Origin of the sequence: Streptomyces sp. NPDC016562, from assembly GCF_043076955.1 — a bacterium.
Lineage (GTDB): Bacteria > Actinomycetota > Actinomycetes > Streptomycetales > Streptomycetaceae > Streptomyces.
Map to the genome: position 1 here is coordinate 1,304,516 of NZ_JBIBRZ010000001.1, position 16,301 is coordinate 1,320,816.

16 protein-coding genes and 1 pseudogene are annotated in these 16,301 nt (G+C 72.9%); 6 read left to right on the forward strand and 11 right to left on the reverse strand.

The genetic code is table 11. The annotated features are described in order from the left end of the window. Positions 1–21: 21 nt before the first annotated feature. Positions 22–498, forward strand: coding sequence for a hypothetical protein (locus ACF059_RS06070; protein WP_392051995.1), 477 nt, complete (start codon positions 22–24; stop codon positions 496–498). 63 nt (positions 499–561) lie between these two features. Here ACF059_RS06070 and ACF059_RS06075 read toward each other — a convergent pair whose 3' ends face one another. Further along, positions 562–1,524 (reverse strand): helix-turn-helix transcriptional regulator, encoded by a 963-nt coding sequence (locus ACF059_RS06075; RefSeq protein ID WP_392051997.1) that lies wholly within the window; start codon positions 1,522–1,524, stop codon positions 562–564. A gap of 109 nt (positions 1,525–1,633) precedes the next feature. Between ACF059_RS06075 and ACF059_RS06080 the strand changes: the two genes are divergently transcribed. Then, positions 1,634–2,122: a DUF3224 domain-containing protein gene (locus tag ACF059_RS06080; RefSeq protein ID WP_392052000.1), complete on the forward strand. Its 489-nt coding sequence runs from the start codon at positions 1,634–1,636 to the stop codon at positions 2,120–2,122. Between the two features lie 85 nt (positions 2,123–2,207). On the opposite strand, the gene ACF059_RS06085 is transcribed toward ACF059_RS06080, so the two are convergent. Next, a complete protein-coding gene (locus ACF059_RS06085; protein ID WP_392052003.1) occupies positions 2,208–4,940 on the reverse strand; it encodes a DNRLRE domain-containing protein in 2,733 nt (910 codons plus the stop codon). A gap of 358 nt (positions 4,941–5,298) precedes the next feature. Between ACF059_RS06085 and ACF059_RS06090 the strand changes: the two genes are divergently transcribed. From ACF059_RS06090 to ACF059_RS06100, 3 genes are all read left to right on the forward strand, one after another. Further along, a complete protein-coding gene (locus ACF059_RS06090) occupies positions 5,299–5,601 on the forward strand; it encodes a hypothetical protein (RefSeq protein ID WP_366867808.1) in 303 nt (100 codons plus the stop codon). Positions 5,602–5,738: 137 nt separating this feature from the next. Continuing rightward, positions 5,739–6,200, forward strand: coding sequence for a Crp/Fnr family transcriptional regulator (locus tag ACF059_RS06095; protein WP_392052006.1), 462 nt, complete (start codon positions 5,739–5,741; stop codon positions 6,198–6,200). A gap of 296 nt (positions 6,201–6,496) precedes the next feature. Further along, a complete protein-coding gene (locus tag ACF059_RS06100) occupies positions 6,497–6,940 on the forward strand; it encodes a subtilase-type protease inhibitor (protein ID WP_366867806.1) in 444 nt (147 codons plus the stop codon). Positions 6,941–6,961: 21 nt separating this feature from the next. On the opposite strand, the pseudogene ACF059_RS06105 reads toward ACF059_RS06100, so the two are convergent. Both ACF059_RS06105 and ACF059_RS06110 read right to left on the reverse strand, forming a co-directional pair. After that, positions 6,962–7,812, reverse strand: a pseudogene (locus tag ACF059_RS06105) (GNAT family N-acetyltransferase). A gap of 109 nt (positions 7,813–7,921) precedes the next feature. Further along, positions 7,922–8,332: a hypothetical protein gene (locus ACF059_RS06110; protein ID WP_392052009.1), complete on the reverse strand. Its 411-nt coding sequence runs from the start codon at positions 8,330–8,332 to the stop codon at positions 7,922–7,924. Positions 8,333–8,495: 163 nt separating this feature from the next. On the opposite strand from ACF059_RS06110, the gene ACF059_RS06115 reads away from it, so the two are divergent. Further along, positions 8,496–9,233 carry an NAD-dependent deacetylase gene (locus ACF059_RS06115; protein ID WP_392052012.1) on the forward strand — a complete coding sequence of 246 codons (738 nt, stop codon included), beginning with the start codon at positions 8,496–8,498 and terminating at the stop codon, positions 9,231–9,233. An 18-nt stretch (positions 9,234–9,251) separates the two neighbouring features. Here the strand turns inward: ACF059_RS06115 and ACF059_RS06120 are convergent, their stop codons facing one another. The 7 genes from ACF059_RS06120 to ACF059_RS06150 form a co-directional block, all read right to left on the reverse strand. After that, on the reverse strand, positions 9,252–9,734 hold the full coding sequence (locus ACF059_RS06120) for a VOC family protein (protein ID WP_392052016.1): 483 nt from the start codon (positions 9,732–9,734) through the stop codon (positions 9,252–9,254). Between the two features lie 125 nt (positions 9,735–9,859). Beyond that, positions 9,860–13,438, reverse strand: a complete 3,579-nt coding sequence (locus ACF059_RS06125) for a CDP-glycerol glycerophosphotransferase family protein (RefSeq protein WP_392052020.1) — start codon at positions 13,436–13,438, stop codon at positions 9,860–9,862. Positions 13,439–13,680: 242 nt separating this feature from the next. Then, complete coding sequence (locus tag ACF059_RS06130) at positions 13,681–14,055, reverse strand: hypothetical protein (RefSeq protein ID WP_361942717.1); 375 nt, start codon at positions 14,053–14,055, stop codon at positions 13,681–13,683. An 80-nt stretch (positions 14,056–14,135) separates the two neighbouring features. Continuing rightward, on the reverse strand, positions 14,136–14,546 hold the full coding sequence (locus tag ACF059_RS06135; RefSeq protein WP_366867834.1) for a roadblock/LC7 domain-containing protein: 411 nt from the start codon (positions 14,544–14,546) through the stop codon (positions 14,136–14,138). Between the two features lie 80 nt (positions 14,547–14,626). Further along, the gene (locus ACF059_RS06140; protein WP_366867800.1) at positions 14,627–15,415 is read right to left on the reverse strand and encodes a transcriptional regulator; all 789 of its coding nucleotides are present in this window, start codon (positions 15,413–15,415) and stop codon (positions 14,627–14,629) included. Further along, entirely contained in the window at positions 15,412–15,822 is a 411-nt protein-coding gene (locus ACF059_RS06145; RefSeq protein WP_366867799.1) for a hypothetical protein, read from the reverse strand. Before ACF059_RS06145 ends, ACF059_RS06140 begins: the two co-directional genes overlap by 4 nt. A 159-nt stretch (positions 15,823–15,981) precedes the next feature. Beyond that, positions 15,982–16,224 (reverse strand): helix-turn-helix domain-containing protein, encoded by a 243-nt coding sequence (locus tag ACF059_RS06150; protein ID WP_392052025.1) that lies wholly within the window; start codon positions 16,222–16,224, stop codon positions 15,982–15,984. Between the last annotated feature and the right edge of the window lie 77 nt (positions 16,225–16,301).

The following is a 16,301-nucleotide window of genomic DNA, read 5'->3' on the forward strand; positions in this document are numbered from 1 at the left end:
CGAGGTACGGGGTGGTGGTGGGTGGTGACGGAACCCGGGCAGGGCTTCGAGGCGGCGACCGGCGACGGCCCGGCCGCGTCGCCCGGGCACCGGGAGGCGGAGCTGCGCACGGCGTACGAGGGGTTGTTGCAGATCCGCCGCCTGGTCAACGGCCGGGCGGGCACGGCGGTTCCCGCGCCGTGGGAAGTGCGGCAGCTGCCGCGCGCGGTGGCCCTCGTACTGGAGGCGGCGGGGTTCACGCCGTCGGCTGTGGACGCGCAGGGGCGGCGTACGCGGACGGGGTACCGGGTGGCTGCCGCTCCCGAGCCCGGGCGCGTGCAGGTCACGTGGGTCGGGCCCGCCGGCGGCGGCGCGGCCGGGGAGGAGCAGGACCGGCTGGCGGCCTGCGCGGCCGTGCTGGAGGGGCTGGGGTGGGTGTGCCTGGTGTACCGCGGGCCGCGTCGGCGCCGCTTCCTGGAGGTGGAACCCCCACCGCCGGGCGGTGAGGACCGGCGGTAGCCGCCGGGGCGGGGAGCCCTCCCCCTTAGGTCGAAAGAGACGGCCTAGTGGCCGTCGCGCGCCTCAGCCGTACCGCCGGGCCAGCGCGGTCACCGTCTCGGCGAGCGCCCGGCGCAGTGCGGGCGGTCCGAGCACCTCGGCCTCCGCGCCCAGCCGGAGCAGGTCGCCGACCGCCACGGCCTCGGTCTCGACGGGCAGCCGCACCCGCACCCAGCCGTCCGCCTCGGGCGGGCCGGCTTCGGCGAGGGCGCGTGTGCCCGCCGCCCCGAACTGCATCGGCAGCAGCCGCTGTCCGCGCGGTGACAGGCGCAGCTCGGCGGTGTGCTGGAGGAGGGCGGCGTCCAGGCGGGCGGTGGACTCCTGCCAGTACGAAGCGAGTTGGAATCCGGCGGGCCGCTCGAAGCCCTGCTCAGCGGTGTCCACGGCCAGGAAGCGGGAGACGCGGTAGGTGCGTACGGAGTCCTCGGCTCCGGCCACGAGGTACCAGATGCCGCCCTTGAGGACGAGGCCGAGCGGATGCAGTTCCCGCCGCACCTCGCCGCGCCAGCGGCGGTAGTGGGTGTGCAGGACGCGCTGGTCCCAGACGGCCTGGGCGATGCGCGCGAGGTGCGGGACGGGGTCGGCGTCCCGGAACCAGGCGGGCGCGTCGAGGTGGAAGCGGTCCTGGATCTGCCGGGCCCGTCCGGCGAGTGCGGCGGGGAGCGCGGCCTGGAGCTTCAGCTGGGCGGCGGCCAGGTCCGCGCCCAGGCCGAGCTCCTGCGCGGGTCCGGGGGCGCCGGCCAGGAAGAGGGAGCCGGCCTGGGCGTCGGTGAGACCGGTGAGGCGGGTGCGGTAGCCGTCGGCCAGCCGGTAGCCGCCCGTCGGGCCCCGGTCGGCGAGGACGGGGACTCCGCTGGCGCCGAGGGCGTCGAGGTCCCGGTAGACCGTGCGGACGGAGACCTCCAGCTCGGCGGCGAGCTCGGGGGCGGTCATCCGGCCCCGGTTCTGCAGCAGGAGGAGCAGGGAGAGGAGACGGTCGGCGCGCATGGCGTCCATTGTGCCCGCGTACCTGACAGAAGGTGTCAGGTATGGCTGACAGCCTGAGGGCACGCCGGGTGGAACAGCCCGTCCCGGCGGACCGCCGAAAGGACTACGCATGCCCACGCCGACGCAGACCCCGACCGCCCTGAACACGCCCGCGTCCACGTCGACGCCCGCGCCCACCCCCACTCCCGCGGAGACCGGCGGCTCCTTCACCTTCACCGACTGGCAGGAGCAGCCCGTCGGCCCGGCGGACGTGACCCCTCGGCTCGCCCACGCCTCCGTCACCAACCGCTTCACCGGAGGGATCGTGGCGGCCGCGACCTCCTGCGGCTACACGCTGGCCTACACCGAGCAGAGCGCCGGCACCTACACCGGCCTGGAGCTGCTGTCCGGCAGCCTCGACGGCCGCGAGGGCACCTTCGTCCTGGAGGAGCGGGGCAGCTTCGACGCGGACGGCACCCGCTGCCGCTTCGAGGTGGTCCCGGGCTCCGGCACCGGTGAGCTGGCCGGGCTGACGGGCTCCGGCGGGTTCACCTGCCGGCACGGGGACACGGAGGTCGCGTACACCTTCACCTACGCACTGGGCGCGGGCCAGGCCTGAGGGATCACGCACGAGGGGCGCGGACCGGTCGGCCCGCGCCCCCGTACTCGGGCCGCGCCCTCGTGAGGGAGGGTCGCCCGTCAGGTCACGGCGCCCCGAAGGTCAGCGTCAGCTGCGGAGTCCCCTCGTTGGCCTGCGCCTCGGAGGACCAGAGCCACAGGGCGTCGGTACCGGTGCTGGTCAGCGCCAGGCTGTAGCTGCCGCCGAGGGCCGCCGCGACGGTCGCGGTGGTCAGCCCGGTGGTGTGCACGGCCGATCCGTCCGGGATCCCCGCGAAGGCGCCGAGCGCCGGACCTCCCAGCGCGGGGCGGTTGTTGTAGGTCGTCCCGCCCTCGCTCCACGGTCCGGTGACCGGGATGACGGAGACGGTGTCCGTCGTACCGGCGCCGCTCATCGTGCTCGTCTTGACGCCGAGCACGGCCGATTTCAGCACCGTGCCAGCGGGCGCGGCGGGCAGGTCGAAGCGCAGGTAGCTCGCGTAGAACGAGGTGCCGCGCACCGCGAGGGAGCCCGAGGTGCCGTAATTGGTGGCGGGGGCGCCCGCGTTGGCGTAGGTGTCCTCGGCCGCGGTCACCTGGACCACCGAGTCGGCCGGGGCGGTGGCGAGCGCGTAGTGGTGCTGTACCTGCGCCGCGCTCAGGACGGTCGGGTACACGGCGCTCTCGTCGAGCCGGCCCGCCCAGTACTCGCTCGTGGGGCGGTCGGGCCAGCCGCCGAGGCTGTCGCCGCCGGCGTGCCAGTAGCCGGAGAAGTTCTCGTGCGTGGTGACGTTCAGGGTGCCCTTCTGGACGCCGTCCACGTAGAGGGTCATCCCGCCGGGTCCCTGCGTGGCGACGACGTGGTGCCACTGGTTGTCGTTGTAGGCGCCGCTGGTGGTGATGGTGCGCGTGGCCCCGGTGTAGACGCCGTAGACCAGTCGGCCGTCGTTGGTCATGTAGACGTGCTTGTCGTACTGGTTGCTGCCGCGCGCCTGGTTGCTTCCGAAGCCGAAGAGCTTGCCGCCGCGGGTGGTGTCGGTCCTGAACCAGGTCTCGATGCTGTAGGTGCTGCCCACCGTCTGGCGCGTGTCGCCGTAGACCTGGGTGTCCGTGCCGTTGAAGCCGATGGCCGTGCTCGCGCCGGAGACCGCGCCGGGGCTCTGGCGCAGGGCGGGGGCGTTGAGGTGCACGCCGCTCTGGTTGCCGCCGGCCGAGGAGTCGGCGACGAAGGGCAGGGCCGACTCGTCGTAGCGCCAGTACTGCTGGGCTCCGTCGGCGCGCACCTGGTTCGGGTAGGCGTCGACCTTCGTCGGGACGGTGACGCTCGCCGTCGCGGACAGGGCGCTGGTGTTGCCGGCCGCGTCGGTGGCCGTGACCCGGTAGGTGTAGGTCTGGCCCGCCGTGACCGTGGTGTCGGTCCACGAGGCCTGCGGGCGCTTGAAGAACAGCGAGTCGGCGCTGACGGTGGCGAGGGGGGTGGCCGCGCCGTTCCGGTAGATCCGGTAGGTCAGCGTGCTGTCGTCCAGGTCGAGGCTGGTGCGCCAGCGCACTTGGACCTCGCCGGGCTTGAAGCTGACCGCGCTCGCCACGGGAACGGTGGGCGCGCCGGTGTCCCCGGTGGAGGCGAACCGCGTCAGGCTCTGCTGGGCTCCGCCGTTGACGGTGGTGAACTCGCCGCCGACCCAGAGGTATTGGACGCCGGCCCTGGAGCCTACGGTCATCACGCGCGGGCCGATGCCCTCGCCGATGCCGTCGTTGGTGTCGGGCGTCCAGCCGAGCTTGCCGGTGCCGGTGGTCGGCTGGGCGAGCAGGTGGTGGCGCTGGCCGTCGGGGAACTCGCCGACGCTGGAGCAGTCGTGGGCGTGCGAGGCGCTGTAGAGCACGCTCTGGTACGGCAGTACGGCCTGGGTGGCGCCGAGGCAGGTGTCGCGCCAGCGCTGCCCGAAGTCGTCGAGGTCGAGGGCGATCCGGCCGTCGAAGACACCGCCGCCCGTCCCCTCGTTGGCGGTGTAGAAGCCGGTGGCGTCGGTCGCGACGTCCTTGACGACGGAGTTGGCCTCGATGAAGCCGGGGTAGGTCTTGGTGAGCGCACCGCTCGTCGCGTTCACGACGGCCAGCGCGTGCGTGTTCGTACCGTTGACGGTGAAGAAGTCGCCGCCGAGGATCACGCTGGTGCCGTCGGGGGTGACCTCGACGGCGCGCCCGGGCTCGTCGGCGTTGGCGGTGAAGGGCCTGAGCGCGCCGTCGGTCGCGTCGACGGCGGCGAAGCGTTCGCGCGGCTGGCCGGCGACGCTGAGGAAGTCGCCGCCCGCGTAGACGGTGTCGCCGGTGACGGCCAGGGCGCGGACGGTGGCGGCGAAGGCCGGGCGGAAGGCCGTCTTGACCGTGCAGCTCGCCACGTCGACGGCGGCCAGGCTGGAGACGGCGGTGCCGTTGACGGCGCCGAAGTAGCCGCCGGCGTACAGGGTCGTCTTGTCCGGGGACAGGGCGAGCGCGCGGACGGTGGCGGTGCCGGAGCCGACGGTGAAGGAGAGCTTGCAGGAGGTCGGGGCGCCGGTCGCGGCGTCCAGCGCCACGAAGTTCACGGCCGGCTGCTCGCCGCCGGCGCCGCCCTCGGGCGGGCGCACGGCGGAGAAGGTGCCGCCGGCGAAGATCTGGCCGCCCGCTTCGGCCAGGGCCCAGACGACGCCGTTGGGCTGCCAGGTGGGCAGCGGATCCGCGGTGAAGGCGACGGGTGGCGTGACGGCCGCCGCGTCCGGGACGGGACCGAGGCCGATCATGGCGCCGGTTCCGGCCAGGGACAGGGCGAGAGCGATCGCCGGCCCTCTGGTTCTACGCATGGACCCCCCAGTTCGATGTGCGGTGCGGCCGCGCGCGCGGCCGGCCGAGTCATGGCCGGAAACCGCCGAACAGCCGTCCGCGGCCATGCGTACGGGCGCACCCTAGGACGGATCACCGATCGTTTCATGCCACTTGACGCATCGGATGCCAAATCGAGCCGGGCCCGCGCGGACCCTGTGGCGCCGCGTGGGGCACGGGCACGGCGGCGCGCTCGGTCCCGCCTCCCCCGGTTTTCACCCTCCGGTTTTCCCCCCTCCCGCGGGGCACCCTGGCGAAACGGCCCCGCGCGGGGCCGCGCCCCTCTACCGTGCCCTGAGGTGAGGGGCACGAGGGGCACGGCACCGGAGGGCGGGGCGGATGAACGAAGAGGAAGACGTGCGGCTGGCGGGGATGACCCCGGAGATCTCCCGCCGCACGCTCACCATGCTGCGCGGCCTCACGGGCCTCGAACCGCCCGAGCAGGTCCCCGAGGAGGCCATGCTCGTCGCCGACGCGATCCTCGCGGAGCACGGCACGGACGGGCTGCGGGTGCTGGTGATGACCCTCGCCTCGTGGGCGACGGCCCAGATCGAGAACGTCGCCGAGCTGAGCGGGCGCAGCCACGAGGCGGTGCTGGACGCGATGGAGCTGGCCTGCCTGGAGGCGGACGCCGAGGAGTAGACCGGGTCCGGCTGCCGCCGGACCCACCCGGGTGAGGGCCGCGGAAGAATCACGGCCCGGCCCGGACGGGATCCGGCGGGCGTCAGCGACACTGGGGAGAGCAGGAGCGTCGCGGGGGGTCATGATCGGAGGCCGTCGTGAGCACACCTTCCCCCATCCGGATCGCCGCCGTCCTGTCCGCGGAGCACCGTGGACGGCTGATGGCGCAGGCCCGCGAGGTGAATTTCCCCGAGAACGCGCGGATCTTCGAAGAGGGCACGCGGGCGGTGTCCTTCTGGATCGTGCGCTCCGGCACGGTGACCCTGGAGGTCCCCGTGGCGGGCCGCAGGCCCGCGACCGTGGAGAACCTGGGCCCCGGTGAGCTGGTGGGCTGGTCCTGGCTGTTCCCGCCGTACGTGTGGCAGCTCAGCGCGGAGGCGATGACGCCGGTGCGCGCCTACGAGTTCGACGCCGGGGCCGTACGGATGCTCATGGACGCCGATCCCGCCTTCGGGTCCGCGATCGGGCACTGGGTCGGGCGCGTGCTCGCCCTGCGGCTCCAGCAGACCCGCACCCGGCTGCTGGAGCTGTACGCCCCCCGCCTGAGCGCGGCGGGTTAGTCCCGGCCGTACGAGCTGTGGGCCCGCTCCCCCGGCCAGGGGGGCGGGCCCCGCAGGCATGCTCCGGCGACGGCGGCACGGCAGCCGTCCCGCAGGTTTCGGGGAGGTCTCCCGGTCGGTGTTCGGCCGATTCGGCTGCCCGCTCCCGCACAGGTCAGACCCAGGCCCCTCGCTGCTGTCTGCACTCATTCGTACACGATCCGTGACGAGAAATCGCGGTGCGAACGGGCGTTCGCGCTCCGCTTGGGCAAGACTCTGTCCGCTATCCGAAACGCCAACCCAAGGGAGTGTTCGCAATGCGGTCCATCACCAGGGGTCTCGGGCTCGGTACCGCCGCCATGGCGCTCACCGCGCTCACCGCGCTGACCTGGCCCGGCACGGCCGGCGCCGCCCCGGCCGGTACGGCGAGCCTGTACACGCCGTCCTCGCTCGTGCTCGGCGTGACGGCCGGGCCCGACGCGGCCACCGGCAGGGTGCTGCGCGCGGTGACGCTCGTCTGCGCGCCCAAGCCCGGCGGAACGCACCCGAACCCGGCCGCGGCCTGCGCCGAATTACGCGCCAGCGGCTCCGAGTTGGACGAACTCGCCGAGCCGGCCTCCGACGCCGTGTGCACCAGGGAGTGGAACCCGATGACGGTGACGGCCGACGGAGTGTGGCAGGGCCGACGGCTCAGCTACACGTACACCTTCGCCAACCCGTGCGGCCTGTGGAACAGCACGGGCGTGCTGTTCGACTTCTGACGGCGCCTTCCGGCCCGCGCCTCAGCCGAGTTCGAGACTGGTCACCCCGAAGAGCTCGGGGAGCGCGATGCGGGGGGCCGGACCGGTGTACATCCGGGCGGTCTCGAAGGTCGGGACCAGACCCAGCCCCTCGCACAGCGCCGTGGCCCGCGGGTTCGCGTCCGGTACGTCCAGGGCCACCAGGCCGCCGGGCGCGTGCTGGGCGAGACGGCGCAGCAGGGCGGCCGCCACTCGCGGGGTGGCCGCGTACAGCGGGCCGATCCGGTGGGCGCCGCTGGACGGGCGGACCACGCCGAGGCCCTCGATCCGGCCGTCGCGGACGGCGGCCAGCGCCGTGCGGCCCGGCAGCCCGGCAGCCCGGTCCAGGCGGACAGGAAGGCGTCCCGCGGCTCGGGGAAGAACCGGCGGTCGTAGGCGGCGAGGACGCCGAAGGGCAGGAAGGCCGCGTCGACGATCTCGGCCCCACCGTCGTCCTCGCCCTGGGGGGCGCCCTCGTAGCGGATGTTGTTCCACGCCGGAAGGAAACCGGACTTGCGGTAGTTGTCCTGCTGCGCGACGACCCCGTCCAGGCCGACGAGGCGCCCGTCGAGCCGCTCCATGGCGGCGTGCCAGAGCTGGATGCCGTACCCCTGACCGCGCACGTCCGGGCGGGCGATGTAGAAGCCGATGAACCCGAAACCGGCGCCGTAGCGCACGGCGGAGACGCACGCCACCGGTTCGCCGTCCCGCCGGCCGACGAGGAAGCCCTCCGGGTCGGCGACCACGAACGCGAAGCGGTCCGAGTCGCCCGGGTTCCAGCCCTCCTCCTCGGCCCAGGAGCGGATCAGTCCCAGGTCGGCTGCGCTCGCACCGGTGATCTCGAAGGTTGCCATGACCGGTGTTGTATCAGACGACCGGGATCCGGAGAGGGCCGGGAACGAGCCTGACGGGCCGTCACCCTCGGGGCGGGAGACGTGAGATGGGCGAGGGTGCGCGGGACGCTCAGCCCGCGCAGATCACGTCGTCCAGCCGGATGGGATGCCTGTCGAGGCGTACGTACGCGGTGAAGGTGTCGGTCTCGCCGGAGGCCCAGTGCGTGGTCACGGTCGCCCAGCCGACCGCGGCGGTCTGCGCGACCGTGACCGGGCCGACGGCGATGCGCTGCGGTTCGTTCTGGGCGCAGAGCAGGACGTCGGTGTGCGCGTTCTCCCGCTGTCTGTCCTTGAGGACCTCGGAGACGAAGTGCTCGCGGGCGTGCGGGGAGGGGCCGTGGTCACCGTAGAAGTGGGTGAGGAAACGGCTGATCTGGTCGGCGCTGTGGCCGCCCGCCGCGAGGGCGGGGGCGGGCGACATGACCGGCAGCGCGAGCACGGTCAGCAGGAGGGCGCCGAGGGTGTGCAGCTTGAGCATCATGCCGGACTTGTACCCGCCCGGCCGGTTCCTCGGGAGGGCCCGGCCCGGATCTCACTCCTGTGGGGGGCGCGATTCACCACCGGAACGGCCCTCCCGCGCCCCTCGCGGCGGGGGCGCTGAAATACGGTCGCGGGCGCGCGCCGCCCGTACGTAGGGTCGATGCATGGGAAAGCCGCTTGTCGCCGTCTTCACCGGGGCCGGGATGTCCACCGACTCCGGCATTCCGGACTACCGGGGGCCGCAGGGCCTGTGGCGCCGGGACCCCGACGCCGAGAAGCTCGTGACGTACGCGTACTACATGGCCGATCCGGAGATCCGGCGCCGGTCCTGGCTGATGCGGGCCGAGCTCCGCGCGCTGGACCCGCGTCCGAACGCCGCGCACCTGGCCGTGGCCGAGCTGGAGCGCGGGGGCACCCCGGTCCGGGTCATCACCCAGAACGTGGACGGGCTGCACCAGCTCGCCGGGATGCCCGCCCGCAAGGTGTTCGAGCTGCACGGCACCGCCCGGTCCGTGGTGTGCACGGCCTGTCACGCCCGGTCGGGCATGGACGAGGCGCTGGCCCGGGTCGCCGCCGGGGAGCCGGATCCCGCCTGCCTGGAGTGCGGCGGGATCCTCAAGTCGGCGACCGTCATGTTCGGCCAGCGGCTCGACCCCGAGGTCCTGGGACAGGCGATGGCCGTGGCCAAGGCCTGCCAGGTCTTCATCGCCGTGGGCTCGACCTTGCAGGTCCAGCCCGCCGCCTCCCTGGCCGGGATGGCGGCGGAGGCCGGGGCCAGGCTGATCATCGTGAACGATCAGGAGACCCCGTACGACCCGCTCGCGGACGAGGTCGTCCGCGAGCCGATCGGGACGGCCCTTCCGGCGCTCCTGGCCAGGATCGCGGCCGAGGGGCCTGCCTGAGGGCTGGGGGGCGAGCGGTCAGGCCGCGTCGGCCGCCCGGCGCATTGCCGCCACGTCCAGCTTCTGCATCTTCATCATGGCGGCGGTGGCCCGTGCGGCCCGCCCCGGGTCCGGGTCGCTGAGCAGGTCGATGGCGCCGGGAGGGATGACCTGCCAGGACACCCCGAACTTGTCCTTGACCCAGCCGCAGGCCGACTCCTCGCCCCCGTCCTTGGTCAGCGCGTCGTAGTAGTAGTCCGCCTCGGACTCGTCCGCGCAGTGGACCTGGAAGGAGATCGCCTCGGTGAAGCGGAACATCGGTCCGCCGTTGAGGCCGACGAACTTCTGCCCGTTGATCTCGAACTCGACGACCATCACCGAGCCCGCCGGCCCGGGGCCGGCGTCCGTGTAGCGGCCGATCCGGCCGAGCTTGCCGTCCTTGAACACGGACAGGTAGTAGTCGGCGGCCTCCTCCGCATTGCCGTCGAACCACAGACACGTCGTGAATCCGTTGCCGCTCATCTCTGCCTCCGGGCTGCTGTGGGGACGGCGGTCGCCGTTCCTCACATACAGACCGGCCCCGGGCCCGAAATTCATCGGTGGGCCCGGGGCCGGTTCGTGTTCCGCCCGCGATTCGCTCGTACGGCCTACTTCGCGGGCTCGGCGCCCATGGCCAGCATGCGGTCGACGACGCGCACGGTGGCGCCGCCGTCGTCCAGGTCGCAGAACTCGGCACGGAACGCCGCCCGCGCCTCGGCATACCGCGCACCGACCTCGTCCGCGTCGCGCACGGCCTCGATCAGGGCGGCCGAGTCCGCGATCAGCGGCCCGGGCGCCTTCTCCTCCAGGTCGAAGTTGAAGCCGCGCAGCGTGCCGCGGTAGTGCTCCAGGTCGTACGTGAAGAGCAGGATCGGCCGGTCGGTCAGCGCGAAGTCGAAGATCGCGGAGGAGTAGTCCGAGATCAGCACGTCGGCGACGAGCAGCAGGTCGGCGGCGTCGGGCCAGCGCGACACGTCGACGACGAAGCCGTCGCGGACGCCGTCGCGGACCTGCTCGGTCACGTGGTGGTGGCCGCGGATCAGCAGGACGTGGTCCTCGCCCAGCTCGCGGCGGGCCCGGTCCAGGTCGATCCGCAGGTCGAGCTTGTAGCCGCCCGACCAGCCCTCGCAGTTCTCGCGCCACGTGGGCATGTAGAGGACGACCTTCTTGCCCTCGGGCAGGCCGAGCCGCCGCCGGACCTCCGCGATCCGCTGCGCGTCGGGCCGTACGAGCGCGTCCGTACGCGGGCTGCCGGCCTCGATGACCTCGCCGTCGTAGCCGAGGGCGCGCTTGAGGAGCGGCGTGGCGTAGGAGCTCGGGGAGGCCAGCAGGGACCACTGGGCGCTGTCGTGCGCCAGCCCCTCCAGGATCTCCGGGCTCGTGTAGTAGTCGTGCACGAAGTCGTGGCCGATCTGCTTGATCGGCGTGCCGTGCCACGTCTGGACGACGACCTGGCCGGTGCGGCGCTCGAAGCGCTGGGGCACGTTGTCGTTGGTGACGTAGTAGCGGGCGCGGGCCAGCACCTCCCAGGACTCCACGCTGCCGTACTGCACGGCGCGCGCCGTCGACGGGACCTCGGTGCGTCCGTCGCGGACCAGCCAGATGTGCTCCAGCTTCTCGCCGCGGCGCACCAGCTCCTCGTGGATGGCGCGGGGCGAGTCGCCGGCGCCGTGTCCCTGGAAGGTGTCGTAGACGACCATGTCCTTGACCGGCAGGGCGCGCTGCGCAGGGTACGTCTCGAAGCGGGCGACGCGCTGGGCGTAGTGGGAGCGGTCGTGCGGGCTGATCATCGGGTCGGCGACCAGCACCATGCGGTCGTGGAAGCGGGTCTCGACCCGCATCCGGCGGCCCAGCGTGGTGAAGGCGTGCGGTCCCGCGAAGAGCAGGCCGGGGCTCATCTGCACGGGGGCGCCGCGGTCGACGCCGAGCAGGCCCGCGGTGGTCCCGCCCTGGGCGACCGGGCGCAGCGTGGGCCACCAGCGGCCCTCGGGAAGCGGGGTGCGGCCGGCGTACGCCTCGGGCAGCACGGGCGCGAAGGTGGACTCGAAGCGGTCGCCGTCGCGGGTGACGGGGTAGCAGAACTCCGCGCCGTGCGCGTTGTGCAGGACCAGCTCGTACGGCTCGTCGGTCGGCGCGACGAAGCGGCCCCGCAGGCTCAGGGTGCCGTCCTGCGCGGAGACCTCGTCGATCAGCGGCGGCGAGGGCTGCACGGAGAGGGTGAGGTGTCCGGTGGTGCCGCGCTTGGCGAACAGGGCGCGGTCGGCGTCGTCCCCGGGCAGGCGCAGGACCAGGCCTTCGAAGCCGCCGCGCTCGTCGTGGGCCAGGCGGTGCTCGGTGCCGTCGGCGCCGATCACGGACAGGCTCCACGGCTCGGGGGTCCACTCGCCGGGCTCGCACGGGGCGTCCGGTACGGCGGCCAGCTCGGCCAGCGGTACGCGGACGGTGAAGGGGATCCGGCCGGCGGCGGTCGCCCCGGTCTCCAGCGGGAAGCTGAGGGTGGTGCCGGTGGTGACGTGCACGGCGCGCAGCGCGGTGGCGGCGCCGACCTCGGCGGAGAGTTCGCCGGTGATCTCGACGGCGTCGTCACCGGCGGGGCGGGCGTCCAGCGCGCGGGCGCGGGCGATCTCCACCTGGATGGTGAGGGCGCCGGCCACGGCCGGGATGATCCGGACGTCGGGGGCCACCCAGTGGGGCGGCGGGTTCTGGCCGGTGTCGTGCTCGCCGCCCCTGAGGCGGGCGCGGTGCAGGCCGCCGGCTCCGGTGACGGCGATGGACGTGGTCCATATGCCCTCGTGCCACTTGCCGCCCGACTGGAAGATCGAGGGGTCGACGACGGCGGTGAAACCGGCCCAGTCGGCGTGCCGCAGGGCGAGGTGCGGGGACTTCACGGTGGCCATGGGAGAGGCGACGGTGCGTGCGCTGACCACGGAGCGGCGGCGCTTGCCGCCCTCGCGGAAGACCAGCATCTTGCGCGAGCCGAGGCGGCTCTCCGCACCGAGGTGTCCGGGCAGGGCGTAGCCGCGCAGCAGCAGCTTGCCGTCGGCCCAGGCCGCCTGCTCCAGGCGGCTGACGACCCGGCGCTCGCGCGGGCCGAGGGTGAGGATCTTGGCGGGGACCGGCGGGCGGCCGTGCAGGAAGGGGTAGTCCGCCTGCGGGCGGGCGAGGCCCTTGACCGGCACGCTGTAGTGGTAGTCGCGCTGGTGGTTCTGGAGCGCGATGAAGTCCTCGACGCGGCCTTCGCCGGCCAGGTACGCCTTGAGGCGGTCGGCGACGGTCAGGTCGGGCCAGGGGCCGGTGCCGATCTCCCGGATGAGGCCGCCGACCTCCTTGACGAACGCGGCGCGGAAGTCGGGGCCGCCCTCACCGACGTACTTGTAGATGAGCGGGAGTTCCTCGCTCAGCACGTTGTAGTCGTAGTCGCGCAGGTAGCGGGCGTACTTGGCGCCCTGCTTGGCCTTGAGGGACTCGCGCACCAGGCGCACGGAGGTGACGCGGTCGATGAGGGAGACCGGGTCGGTGGAGCGCTGGGTGATGGAGCGCTCGCCGGTCTCGCGGACGCGCCAGTGGTAGACGCAGTCGCTGAGGATGTCGACGCTGGAGGCGAAGTAGTGCGCGGGGATGCTGACCGGGGCGTCCTCGTAGAGGATGCCCTCCGGGTACTGGAAGCCGTGCTCGTCCCAGAAGGTGCGCCGGTAGACCTTGTTCCAGGCGGTGCGGTCGGTGACCAGCGCGGGGAACTTGGAGATGTGGGTCTTCAGCTGGGTCTTGGCGAAGGCCGCCCGGTGACCCCACGACTGCTGCATGCCGACGGAGCGGAAACGCTTCACGTTGCCGCCGGCGAAGTCGGAGCCCGTCTCGTCGAGCGCTTCGATGAGCCGCTGGTAGGCGTAGTCGGGCATGGTGTCGTCACTGTCGACGAAGGCCAGGTACTCGCTGTCCTTGTCGGCGTGACGCGCGCCCACGTTGCGGGCAGCGCCGAGACCGGCGTTCTCCTGCATGACGACGCGGAACCGCTTGTCCCGGGCGGCGAAGGCCTTGGCGAGGACGGCGCTGTTGTCCGTGGACCCGTCGTCCACGAGGATGACCTCGAAGTCCTCGAAGGTCTGAGCGGCGATGGATTCCAGGCACTCGTCGAGGTAGAGCTCGACGTTGTAGACGGGGACGACGATGCTCAGGCGCGGGGGCATGGGTGGCGGTATCTCCAGCGTTTTATGCTTTATCGATGATCAGCTGCTCACAGCATCTTACTCTGTAACAGAGTCATAAAGTCCGCCCATATGGGGCATACGCAGCTGATCGCCGGGGCGGACGGCAAAGAATTCAGCCGCCCGCCACCTCGACGATGCGGTTCGACGCGGTTCGACGCGGTTCGACGCGGTTCGACGCGGTTCGACCGCCGGCCGGGCCCCGCAGGCCGGCCGGTGGTCTCTCAGACTTCCAGCTCGGCTTCGATCTTCTTGAGCTGATGCCGGGCCATCGCGAGGTTGGACCGCTTCTTGTCGAGGGCGAGGTAGAGGAAGAAGCCCGCCGATCCGCGCCCCTTGAGCAGGCGGATCAGGTGGTACTGGCTACCGAGGGTGATCAGGATGTCCTCGATCTCGTCCTTGAGCCCGAGCATCTCCATCGTGCGGACCTTGGCGCGCACCACGTCCGTGTTGCCCGCGGCGGCGACCGCGAGGTCGAGGTCCTTGCCTCCGCCCACGGTGCCGAGGGCCATGCCACTGCCGTAGTCCACCAGGGCCGCGCCGAGCGCGCCCTCGATGGTGGTGGTGGCTTCCTTGAGTGCGGTCTCCACATTGACCATGAGTTGTTCCTCTTTCTCTTTTCGCTGGAGCGGGCTGTGCCTGGCGGTGGACGGAGGGGCGGCGGGAGCCGGTGCGCCGCTCACGCGGGCGCGGGTTCGCCGCCGCGCCGCCCGAGGGTGTGGTCGATGAGTTCGGCGATGCGCAGGCTGGAGCGCCGGGCCTCCAGGTGGAGGCGGCCGACGTTGACGCGTGACTCCGCCGTCAGGGTGAGGACGGCCACCAGACCGGCCGCGTAGGTGGCGACGTAACCGTCCTCACCCCGTACGAGCAGCTCGCGGAACGCGCCCTGGCCCGTGCAGTCGCTCAGGCGCTGGGCCACACCGAGGGCGGCCGCGGTCAGTGCCGCGACGGATTCGGCCTCGGTGGCGGCGCTGTCCTGGGCGAGGACGAAGCCGTCGGTGCTCGCGGCGAGCGCGCCGGTGAGCTGGGGCACCCGCGCCCGCAGCCTGCGGAGCTCGGCGAGTATCTCGGCCTCCGCCTCGGGGGGCACCGTACTCATGTCTGGCTTCCTCCTCTCGGGCTGCCTCCGCTCGGAGCGGTCGGCGCGCAGGACGGGTCGCAGCGGGAGCCTCACAGGCTTGCCTCCAGTGCGTCGCGTAATCGGCGGAGCAGCGCCACGTCCGGGGACTGGGTCTGGGTGATCCAGTCGGGCAGGGCGTCCGCGACGGGCGGCGGGGCCGGCGCGTGCGGGGTCTCGACCAGTCCGGCCGCCGCGAGGCGCCGTACGTCGAGCAGCGTGTGGAAGGCGGGCCGGCCCAGCACCCAGGCTAGGTCCGCCGGGGTGCGCACGCCGTCGGCCTCGCGCAGCAGCAGCCGCTGGCGGACGGTGACCGTCTGGCCGGGCGCGGCGGCCCGGGGCACCACGGGGGCGGTGTCCAGCAGCGGGTAGGGCCAGACCGCGTCGAGCAGTTCCCGGCGGCGGCAGGTCTCGCGCTCGACGGCGGCGGCCGCGACCGAGCGCACGGAGCCGATCCAGTGCGTGGCCCCGCGGCGGAAGCGGGAGGGGCCGCTGCCCGGGGAGAGGGCGAAGAAGGCGGCGTCGAAGATCGCGGCGAGGTGGCATATCTCCAGCTCGCCTCCGGCCAGACCGCCGCTGTCCACGAGGAATCGGGCGACCTGCCGGCGGGCGCCGGCCCGGTCCACGGCCTCGCGCCAGCGCTCGGGGGCGAGGCCGCCGCCGGTGGTGAGGAGGACGTCGAGGCCGGGGGTGGCCGGGCTCTCGGCGTGCACGATGCGGCCGTCCTCCAGGAAGAGGGTGCCGCGGTCGCGCAGCAGGGCGCCGGTGGCGCGCTCGGCGGCGAGGCGGGTCAGGAGGGGGGAGACGGCGGCGGGGCCGGGCGCCGTGGCCTGGGCGGTCATCTGAGCACCAGCCCCTCGGCGAGGACGCGGAGTCTGTGACGGGCGAGGGCGAGGTTGCCCTCGGCGCGGTCGAGCCACAGGTGCAGGAAGACGCTGCTGTCGAAGCTCGTCTCCACGAAGCGCAGCACGTGGTAGCCGGTGCGGGTGGTGACGATGAGGTCCTCGACGGGCGGGCCGGTCACCTCGGCGCCCGAGGGTAAGGGCGCCGTCCCGGCCGGGGCGAAGGACTCGTACTCGGCGGCCGCCCGGGCCAGCTCGGCGGTCTCGGCGGCGGTGGTCTCGTGGTCGCCCACGGGCGACTCCCCCGCGGTGCCGAGGGCCAGTCCGCTGCTCCAGTCGACCAGCGCGGCCCCCCGCGCACCAGGCAGGGCCATGGCTTCGAGCAGGCATTCGTCGATCCCGGGCACGCGGGCTCCCCTCCCGGCCGGACGTGCGGTGTGCACGGTCTACGGCGCGACAGGAGGGAACTTACTCAACTTCCGCAGTGCGAAAAGGCGTTCTGGCATTTTCCGCTGGAACATGCCAAGAAGCGTGTGAGACCTTGGCCGGAACGCGTCGGAAAGTGACTACGAAGCGAGCGGAAGATCGTCCGCGAGGCGGAACGAGCCGCCCTCGCGCTCGACGTAGCCCTCGTGGCTGAGGGTGCGCAGCAGGTGGTAGACGGTGGGCAGGGGGATCCCGGTGAGCCGGGAGAGCCGCTTGGCCGTCGCCCCTCCTTCGGCGTGCATCGCCTCCACGAGGCGCAGCGCGCGCTGAACGGAACCGATCAGGGTGGGCGTGGTGTCCTTGTGGCTGTGGGCTGTTCCCATGAGTGGTCCCCCTGCTCCGGTACGACGCCTGGCCGATCCATCAAAGTCGTTCACACGCCGCAAAACCAGCAGACTCG

What these genes read in the sequence shown, in the direction of transcription:
- ACF059_RS06130 (WP_361942717.1), bottom strand. Translation starts at nt 14,055, where the DNA reads ATGGTCAATGTGGAGACCGCACTCAAGGAAGCCACCACCACCATCGAG.
- ACF059_RS06150 (WP_392052025.1), bottom strand. Translation starts at nt 16,224, where the DNA reads ATGGGAACAGCCCACAGCCACAAGGACACCACGCCCACCCTGATCGGT.
- ACF059_RS06075 (WP_392051997.1), bottom strand. Translation starts at nt 1,524, where the DNA reads ATGCGCGCCGACCGTCTCCTCTCCCTGCTCCTCCTGCTGCAGAACCGG.
- ACF059_RS06080 (WP_392052000.1), top strand. Translation starts at nt 1,634, where the DNA reads ATGCCCACGCCGACGCAGACCCCGACCGCCCTGAACACGCCCGCGTCC.
- ACF059_RS06140 (WP_366867800.1), bottom strand. Translation starts at nt 15,415, where the DNA reads ATGACCGCCCAGGCCACGGCGCCCGGCCCCGCCGCCGTCTCCCCCCTC.
- ACF059_RS06110 (WP_392052009.1), bottom strand. Translation starts at nt 8,332, where the DNA reads ATGATGCTCAAGCTGCACACCCTCGGCGCCCTCCTGCTGACCGTGCTC.
- ACF059_RS06115 (WP_392052012.1), top strand. Translation starts at nt 8,496, where the DNA reads ATGGGAAAGCCGCTTGTCGCCGTCTTCACCGGGGCCGGGATGTCCACC.
- ACF059_RS06090 (WP_366867808.1), top strand. Translation starts at nt 5,299, where the DNA reads ATGAACGAAGAGGAAGACGTGCGGCTGGCGGGGATGACCCCGGAGATC.
- ACF059_RS06085 (WP_392052003.1), bottom strand. Translation starts at nt 4,940, where the DNA reads ATGCGTAGAACCAGAGGGCCGGCGATCGCTCTCGCCCTGTCCCTGGCC.
- ACF059_RS06100 (WP_366867806.1), top strand. Translation starts at nt 6,497, where the DNA reads ATGCGGTCCATCACCAGGGGTCTCGGGCTCGGTACCGCCGCCATGGCG.
- ACF059_RS06120 (WP_392052016.1), bottom strand. Translation starts at nt 9,734, where the DNA reads ATGAGCGGCAACGGATTCACGACGTGTCTGTGGTTCGACGGCAATGCG.
- ACF059_RS06125 (WP_392052020.1), bottom strand. Translation starts at nt 13,438, where the DNA reads ATGCCCCCGCGCCTGAGCATCGTCGTCCCCGTCTACAACGTCGAGCTC.